This is a genomic window from Enterovibrio nigricans DSM 22720, assembly GCF_900167155.1.
Classification (GTDB): Bacteria; Pseudomonadota; Gammaproteobacteria; order Enterobacterales; family Vibrionaceae; genus Enterovibrio; species Enterovibrio nigricans.
On record NZ_FUXU01000116.1, the window covers coordinates 1 to 8,340 of the forward strand.

At 46.8% G+C, this 8,340-nt stretch carries 8 protein-coding genes and 3 pseudogenes; 5 read left to right on the forward strand and 6 right to left on the reverse strand.

The annotated features are described in order from the left end of the window. Both B5D35_RS21495 and B5D35_RS21500 read right to left on the reverse strand, forming a co-directional pair. Positions 1-243: pseudogene (locus tag B5D35_RS21495) on the reverse strand (IS6 family transposase); the annotation flags it as partial. A gap of 65 nt (positions 244-308) precedes the next feature. Next, a pseudogene (locus tag B5D35_RS21500) lies at positions 309-509 on the reverse strand (transposase); the annotation flags it as partial. Positions 510-810: 301 nt separating this feature from the next. Between B5D35_RS21500 and B5D35_RS21505 the strand changes: the two are divergent. From B5D35_RS21505 to B5D35_RS21520, 4 genes are all read left to right on the forward strand, one after another. Next, positions 811-1,014, forward strand: a complete 204-nt coding sequence (locus B5D35_RS21505; RefSeq protein WP_101210447.1) for a hypothetical protein — start codon at positions 811-813, stop codon at positions 1,012-1,014. Positions 1,015-1,321: 307 nt separating this feature from the next. Then, complete coding sequence (locus tag B5D35_RS21510) at positions 1,322-1,837, forward strand: UpxY family transcription antiterminator (RefSeq protein WP_244556699.1); 516 nt, start codon at positions 1,322-1,324, stop codon at positions 1,835-1,837. 101 nt (positions 1,838-1,938) lie between these two features. Then, positions 1,939-2,250 carry a cupin domain-containing protein gene (locus tag B5D35_RS21515; RefSeq protein ID WP_078754523.1) on the forward strand — a complete coding sequence of 104 codons (312 nt, stop codon included), beginning with the start codon at positions 1,939-1,941 and terminating at the stop codon, positions 2,248-2,250. Positions 2,251-2,425: 175 nt separating this feature from the next. After that, the gene (locus B5D35_RS21520) at positions 2,426-2,899 is read left to right on the forward strand and encodes a 2TM domain-containing protein (protein ID WP_078754524.1); all 474 of its coding nucleotides are present in this window, start codon (positions 2,426-2,428) and stop codon (positions 2,897-2,899) included. Positions 2,900-3,275: 376 nt separating this feature from the next. Here the strand turns inward: B5D35_RS21520 and B5D35_RS21525 are convergent, their stop codons facing one another. The 4 genes and pseudogenes from B5D35_RS21525 to B5D35_RS25560 all read right to left on the reverse strand — a co-directional run. Beyond that, positions 3,276-4,565: a hemolysin family protein gene (locus B5D35_RS21525; protein WP_078754525.1), complete on the reverse strand. Its 1,290-nt coding sequence runs from the start codon at positions 4,563-4,565 to the stop codon at positions 3,276-3,278. Positions 4,566-4,732: 167 nt separating this feature from the next. After that, entirely contained in the window at positions 4,733-6,337 is a 1,605-nt protein-coding gene (locus B5D35_RS21530) for an ABC-F family ATPase (RefSeq protein WP_078754526.1), read from the reverse strand. Positions 6,338-6,586: 249 nt separating this feature from the next. Beyond that, positions 6,587-7,615: a dihydroorotase gene (gene pyrC / locus B5D35_RS21535; RefSeq protein WP_078754527.1), complete on the reverse strand. Its 1,029-nt coding sequence runs from the start codon at positions 7,613-7,615 to the stop codon at positions 6,587-6,589. 287 nt (positions 7,616-7,902) lie between these two features. Then, positions 7,903-8,010 (reverse strand): annotated as a pseudogene (locus B5D35_RS25560) (GNAT family N-acetyltransferase); the annotation flags it as partial. A gap of 64 nt (positions 8,011-8,074) precedes the next feature. Here B5D35_RS25560 and B5D35_RS21545 point away from each other — a divergent pair. Beyond that, a partial coding sequence (locus tag B5D35_RS21545) for an IS6 family transposase (protein ID WP_139367827.1) occupies positions 8,075-8,340 on the forward strand: 266 nt, incomplete at its 3' end.

Consider the following 8,340-nt stretch of genomic DNA (forward strand, 5'->3'; position numbering starts at 1 on the left):
AGTTTCGTCGAGCTGCCAAGACGTGTCTGCACGGATGAACTGATAACGGCGTAATTTTTTGCGTAATACTGGGGCATACTCAATGAACCAACGGTAAATGGTCGAGCGGTTAACCGAAATTCCTCGCTCCTGCAGCATATCGCTGAGGTTAGCGTAGCTCATGGGGGTGGAGCCATACCAACGCAGGCACCAAAGAATGACTTCGGGGGCAAAGTGTTTCCATTTGAATTCGTTGTTGGCCATCTATCCGTTATCCGCCAGGGAGAAATGAGACGATTTTGGATCACTACGGATTTTTTGCAACAACCCCTCCAGTACCACCGTAACCGACGTTCAATCTCAGGGGCGTATTTCTGCACCCAACGATAGAGAGTGGTGTGGTCGACATCGACACCTCGTTCCTCAAGCATTTCAGCCAGTTCGCGGTAACTCACCCCATACTTGCAGTACCAACGGACGGCCCAGAGGATAACCTGGCCAGAAAAGTGACGCCCTTTGAAATCAGTCATGCTTAATAAACGACGAGGAAGGTGACACTAGATTGCCTGAAACTTAAAACTTTGCAACGGAGCCCTACTTCAAATTCGGGCGTGGAAAGGTTGCCAAAATGTCTGAAAATCTGCAGCTCCGCTATAGCTCAAAGCAAATCGCTGATGGTGAAACTGATCCATGTTTCATCATGGTCAAGTAGAGGGAATTGGAAATGAAAGGTAAAGACAATCTAAAGATGATTTTTAAGCGTCCGGGCTTTTTAAAAAATTAACGTCTATTGTCCCCAGTTGGTTAATGGCGTTGGGCGCTGGAGCCATCGTGATTAACTTGGCTTTGGGTGACGTTGGATTAGGCATTGCGAATGTTGTGGAGGATATCCAAGAGAAAAATCAAGAGGACGCGTTAGGGAAAGAAAACTGGGCTTGTCTTATTAATCAATTCCGCGTGTCTGGTGAACTGTCGTATGAGCAGTGTGTGGCACAAAAAGAGAGTGCTGAATACAATGAAAACGTGGGCGAATAGGTGCTTTCGTCACGAAATGCAAAGAACGAAGGAATCATCGCATTGTTTTAACACTGAATGAAAAACGCGCACATTTTCGCCAGTATCGTGACCTGCTCTCAAAGTCTTTGGGCCAAGATAAAAGTTTCTCCCAACAACGCATTAATTCACTTTCTTACTCTGACGGCTAGGGATAATATCCGGATCATTATTCAGTTTCGTCGTTTGTTAACGATGAGCTAGCCGCGTAACGACACCTCGGTTAAACCAATAACGCAGTTGGTCAGTAATGGCCGTTTTCTTTGTTCGAGATTTAGGAGAAATAGCATTGCATTACTATCGCTGGTATGCGGTATTCACCCATGCAAACGCTGAAATCGACGTGTGTGAACAACTTTTAGATATGGGTTACGAAGCTTATTTACCGCTTAGAACAGAGAGAAAAACGGTAGATGGGAAGAAAAAAGTATCGACTGAGCCATTGTTTAAATCACATGTATTTGTCAGAACCAAACCAGCTGGATTAGAAGCCATCAAAGCGCTGCCAGATTTTTCTCATTTTGTGCGATTCAATCAGTATTTGGCTGCTATTCCAGAAACCCACATCGTTAAAATTAAAACGATCCTTTATTACTATGAAGAGTCGACATCGATTGCCAATAGCTTGGCAAATGGCGTGACTGTCGCCATTGTCAATGGGTCGCTAAAAGGCATGACGGGCATTCTGTTGGACGATGAAAACAACCGAAAGATTGCCATGGAAATTGGTCAGTTGGGACGTTGTGTGTTGGTTGACGCCCCTAAATCGAGTGTTTTCCGCACCGAATTGGCGACATTTGTATAGTCTTCGCTAAGCACCACTTTCCAGATGGTGCTTACATTTCACCCCGCTTACACTTTCTCATTTGATACCATGCTTGCTTGATATCTCATCAGGGACTCGACGTGACATTTATTAAAGGTTCTCAATTTACAGCCGACCGTGCGTGGGGGGCGCTTGATATCGCCAACATGAATGGGATTGCCACACGTTTGCATTGGACGGATAAACCCTACAAGTGGCACATAAATGATGGCGAAGAAGTGTTTGTCGTGCTCGATGGAACGGTTGAAATGCACTATCGAATAGAGGGCAAGGAACGGTGTGAAGTTATGGGTGTAGGTGATATTTTCTACGCACACGTCGGCACTGAACATGTAGCAAAACCACGTGGTGAAGCGCGGATTTTAGTGGTGGAAACGGCCGGCTCAGTGTGACACTCAATGGTTGCTTGATTGATGTCGCAGACTTGGCGTCAAAGTTTGCTGTTGAGTATTCACTCTGTAAGATGATGATTTATAACGAATGTCATGTAAGTGTCGTGGCGATGTCGTGGCCGACAACGCGTATTCTTCGGTAGGTTAGTCCGCAAACAGCAGAAAGGAAACACCAATGATTATCAGGAAACTACGATTGCAACGCGGTTGGTCTCAAGAACAACTTTCAGAGATGAGTGGGTTGAGTGTTCGCACTATTCAGCGTCTTGAAAGAGGAGACAAAGCGGGGTTGGAGTCGCTGAAAGCATTGGCTGCTGTGTTTGAAGTTCAAATAACTGACTTACAAAAAACGGCGGAGCCAGACATGACAGACGAAGTAAAATACACCGAAGAAGAAGAGCGTGTGATGAACCAAGTGCGAGATATAAAAGGCTTTTACTCGCACCTTGTCACCTATGTGCTGGTGATTGGCATGCTGTTTGTGATTAACCTGCTTACGAGCCCTGAATACATTTGGGCGTGGTGGCCAGCCATGGGCTGGGGTATTGGCCTTGTCATTCAGGCGTTGAATACGTTTGATGTGTTGAACTTCTTTGGCCCTGAATGGGAAAAGAAACAGATTGAAAAACGCTTGGGTCGAAAGCTCTAGCGTTTAACATCACCCTATTGAAGCCAGCACCGTGCTGGCTTTTTTTGTTCGTTATTTCTCCTTTCGACCGCTTTTCCTGTCTTTAGTTAAAGACTATTGATTGCGTTGCCACGGAGAAGGACGTTGTTTTGACGATTTCGATGTGACTGAATATCCCTTTGCGGATATCTAAGGGAAGTGTTGATTGCGGTAAACGAGAAAACCTGAACGTTCATGTGAATAGTCACAGGGTTCTGTTTTCGTAACAACATGCATTCAGGCTTTTCGAGTTGGCCTGAATGCACATTCTCCTTTTGGGATTTCTAGCAGCGACTCCCCCAATTATGGTGCTGCTAACAACACCCGGCATTTTCTCCTTGGATGCCGGGCATTTTTTTTAAACAACCTCTTCCAACACTGCGTGAGTGACCTTCACTCTTGCAATTCGATTGTGGTCGATAAGCAGGATTTCAAAACTCCATTCGCCCTGCTGAATGATTTCACCTTCAGCAGGGAGGCGCCCGGCCAGCCACGTTAGCATGCCATTCAGTGTTTGGAATCCTTCTTCCTCTTCACCGACAAGGTTGGGAATGCTTAATCTGTTTTTGAATTCACTGATTGGAATCAGTGCATCCATCACCCATCCACCTTCTGGCAGCTCTTTGACCCATTGCTCTTGTGGCGACAGTGACAGCTCACCCGCGATGGCTTCAAGTAAATCGTAGTGGGTAACGAGGCCTTGAATTTCACCATATTCATCTATGATGAATGCCATTTCAGCACTGTGCATTTGGAGGTGATTTAGTAGCGTTAATCCCTTCATTGATTCGGGCACATAAAGTGGTTGTTTTAACAGCTTTGCGACTGTCGGGGTCGTCAACTCTCCTGACACACTCAGCAGCATTTTTGCGGATACGGTACCAACCACTTGGTCGAGGTTGCCGCGGCAAACCGGAAATACACTGTGTTTGGTGCTGCGAATACGTTTTAGTAGCTGCTCGACAGGCTGCTCTATGTCGAGCAGGTCAATGTCTCGTCTTGGCGTCATTAACGAGCCAACCAAACGGTCATTAAGATGAAGAATGTTCTTAATCATCTCTTGCTCACGAGGTTCGATAGCACCGGATTCAGAGCCTTCGTTAACGATCGCTTGGATATCGTCTTCGGTCACCACATCATCGTTGTCATTGTTAATGCGAAGCAGCTTTAGCAAGGCTTGCGTAGAAAGGCTCAATGCGACGACAAACGGTCGCGTGATGATAGAAACCCAATGAATTGGGATAGCAACCACCATGGCAATTGCTTCAGCTTTTGATTGCGCGATGCGCTTAGGAACTAACTCGCCGACAACAATGGCGAAGTAGGTGATACCGACGACAACCAGCATGGTTGAAAGTACATTGGCGGTGTCTGCATCCAGACCGTTTTGCACCATGAATTCGGCAAATGGCACTGACAGGGTTGCTTCGCCGACAATACCGCTCAGAAGACCGATAACGGTAATACCAATTTGAATGGTTGAAAGAAACGTGTTTGGGCTTTCTTTCAGAGCCAGTGCAGTAGCAGCTGTTTTACTGCTTTCGGCGAGCTTTTTAAGACGACTGCTTTTCGACGCGACCAGAGCAATTTCTGACATCGCGAACAATCCATTTAAAACAATTAAACCAACAAGTAAGAGAACATCCATAAAGTATTAAATTCACGTAATTAACAGCCGTCAGAATAATCCGTAAATTAATTATGGAATGTGACAAAATGAATAATTTTGAAGCAAGATCTGTTAGCAATTGTAAGGATTAAGGCGGGATATAAACAAAAACAGCCCTTTCGGGCTGTTTTTGGGTGTTGAAATGGTTATGCGACGTTTGGCAGTTTCTGCTGATGCGCAAGGTACTCGTCGTAGGTACCTTGGAAGTTGTTCAGCTTATTATCTTTAATTTCAATGATTGACGTGGCAAGTGATGAAACAAACTCGCGGTCGTGACTGACGAAAATCAGCGTACCTGAATACACTTTCAGTGCGCTGTTCAACGCTTCAATCGCTTCCATGTCCATGTGGTTGGTTGGTTCATCCATCACCAGTACGTTGATGTCTTGCATCATCAGCTTACCGAAAATGAGGCGGTTCTTTTCACCACCTGAACAATTTTTGGCTTTTTTGTTCACGTCATCTTCTGTGAACAACAGGCGACCCAAAATGGAGCGAACAATCAAATCATTGTGTTTTACGGTGCGCCATTGTGAAATCCACTCAAAGATCGTGAGGTCATTGTCAAAGTCTGCGGTGCTGTCTTGAGGGCAGTAGCCGACAGATGCATTTTCGGCCCATTTCACAACGCCCTGCGTTTGTTCCAGTTCGTTAACGAGGCAACGAAGCAGCGTGGTTTTACCCACGCCGTTTTCGCCAATAACAGCAAGGCGAGTGCCAGCTTCTAACAGCAAATTACCTTTCTCGAAAAGCAGTTCGTTTTCGTAGGAATGACCGAGATCTTGTAATTCTAACGCCTGACGGTGCAGCTTCTTACCTTCACCAAAGTTGATAGACGGGCTGATACGGCTGGACGATTTCACTTCATCCAGTTTGATTTTGTCCATTTTCTTTGCGCGAGAGCTGGCTTGCTTCGCTTTCGAGGCGTTCGCACCGAAACGGTTTACGAAGTCTTGAAGCTCGCTGATCTCCGCGGCTTTTTTCGCATTGCTCGATAGCAGCTGCTCGCGGATCAACCCTGATGCTTCAATAAAGTAGTCATAGTTACCCGGATAAATGCGCAGCTCGCCGTAGTCGATGTCTGCCATGTGCGTACAAACCGTGTTCAGGAAGTGACGGTCGTGCGAAATGATGATCATGGTGCATTTACGTTGGCTCAATTCTTCTGCCAACCAGCCAATGGTATGAATATCCAAGTTGTTGGTTGGTTCATCCAGCAGCAGAATATCTGGGTTAGCAAACAGTGCTTGAGCAAGAAGAACACGCAGTTTCCAACCCGGCGCAACGTGCTGCATGAGGTCAAAGTGCAGGCTCTCTTCGATACCCGCTTTAATCAGAATGTCACCGGCGCGACTTTCTGCGGTGTAACCGTCCATTTCAGCGAACTCACTTTCAAGTTCGGCGACCTTCATGCCGTCGTCTTCGCTCATTTCTGGTAGTGAGTAAATACGGTCACGTTCTTGTTTGATTTCCCACAGTTTCTTGTCACCCATGATCACCACGTCGATAACGTTGTGGCTTTCGAAAGCGAACTGGTCCTGGCTTAGTACGCCAAGCTTCAACCCTGGGGTGATGGACACGTTACCTGAGCTCGGTGCCAGTGCGCCACTTAGGATCTTCATAAAGGTTGATTTACCACAGCCGTTTGCACCGATTAAACCGTAGCGGTTACCGTTGCCGAACTTCGCAGAGATGTTTTCAAATAACGGCTCAGCGCCAAATTGCATGGTGATGTTAGCTGTCGAAATCAAAGAAGTATTCCTAGGTGTTTGAATGGGTTGTTTTCTACGCCAGTTTGCGAGACGTGAGTAAATAGGCGGCGAATTATACAGACTAATTAGCCAAAGAACAGATGTGAGAGTGAGATCACGTCTTAAGATTGTGCGACACGGGTTTTCGATGCGGTCAGGCATGCAAAACGCATGAAAAAAGCACCGCGTGATTTTCACTGACGGTGCTAATACTTTGCTTATTTTTCGCGGGTATTTAGGGGGACCCTGTTACTTCACTTTCCAGCCAATGGTTTCACCTGCACGGATTGGCACGACAATGTCAGAGCCAAATGGCATGGTTTGCGGCACAGACCATTCTTCTTTGGTCAGTGTCACTGTGTCTGTGTTGCGCGAGATACCGTAGAAATCTGGGCCGTTAAAACAAGCAAATGCTTCCAAATTGTCCAGCTTGCCTTCTTGCTCAAATACTTCAGCGTAAAGCTCAAGCGCAGCATGCGCAGTGTAAGAACCGGCACAACCACAAGCGGACTCTTTCGCGCCTTTAGCATGCGGCGCAGAATCCGTACCAAGGAAAAACTTCTTGTTGCCGCTGGTCGCTGCTTCTACCAATGCTTTTTGGTGAGTGTTGCGTTTTAGAATCGGCAGACAGTAGAAGTGAGGTTTAATACCGCCAACCAGCATATGGTTGCGGTTATACATCAAATGGTGCGCTGTGATGGTGGCAGCAACGTTATCGTTCGCATTCTTCACGAAGTTTGCCGCGTCAGCGGTAGTGATGTGCTCCAGCACAATCTTCAAACCCGGGAAGTCATTCACGATAGGTGCCAAAACGGTATCAAGGAATTCTTTTTCGCGGTCGAAAATATCAACGTCGTGTATGGTCACTTCGCCGTGAACCAGAAGCAACATGCCCACTCCTTGCATCGCTTCCAACACAGGGTAAATATTCTTCGCTGAGGTCACGCCAGAATCAGAGTTTGTGGTGGCACCTGCAGGGTATAGCTTCGCCGCAACAACCGCACCGGATGCCTTTGCTTTTTTGATTTCGTCTGGCGAGGTGTTGTCGGTCAGGTAAAGCGCCATTAATGGCTCAAACTGAGCGGAAGGCTTTTCCGCCATAATGCGCTCGCGGTAAGCAAGGGCCATTTCAGTGTTTGTAACAGGAGGAACGGTATTCGGCATGATGAGTGCGCGACCGTTATAGCGGCTGATGTCGCGGACGGTGTCTGTCAGCACTTCGCCATCGCGAACGTGCACATGCCAGTCGTCAGGGCGAGTAATTGTAAGTGTGGTCATTAAGGCGTCCCTCCATAGCAAAAATATCGGATTGGCGCCTGCTAGCAAGGAATGAGAAAGAAAACGCAAACGCTTGCGCTCAGGCGGCAGGATGATAGAGGAAAAGCCTTCATATTTCATCCCTTTTTATCGATGTAATGTCTAACAATGAGTGGGAATGCGTATGGTAGAACGTTGAAATGTAAGGCGTGGGCTGTCTTTGGGTTTTCTGATTAAAGGAGGGCGTTGGCTGCTGGCATAGCCCAAAAGATACTATTGCTGATTGATAGAGATATGGCTCATCGGTTTTAGGCTTGTCGTTCCATCAAATGTTCTACCCCAGAATTTTCAACAACGACAAAACCCAATCGCAAATATAGCTGTTTCGCTGGGTTCGTATTGATAACACTTAAACCGGCTCCGTTGCAAAGTTTTAAGTTTCAGGCAATCTAGTGTCACCTTCCTCGTCGTTTATTAAGCATAACTGATTTCAAAGGGCGTCACTTTTCTGGCCAGGTTATCCTCTGGGCCGTCCGTTGGTACTGCAAGTATGGGGTGAGTTACCGCGAACTGGCTGAAATGCTTGAGGAACGAGGTGTCGATGTCGACCACACCACTCTCTATCGTTGGGTGCAGAAATACGCCCCTGAGATTGAACGTCGGTTACGGTGGTACTGGAAGCCAACCCGGGCCACTTCGTGGCAACTCGATGAAACTTACGTCAAAGTCAAAGGTCGCTGGATGTA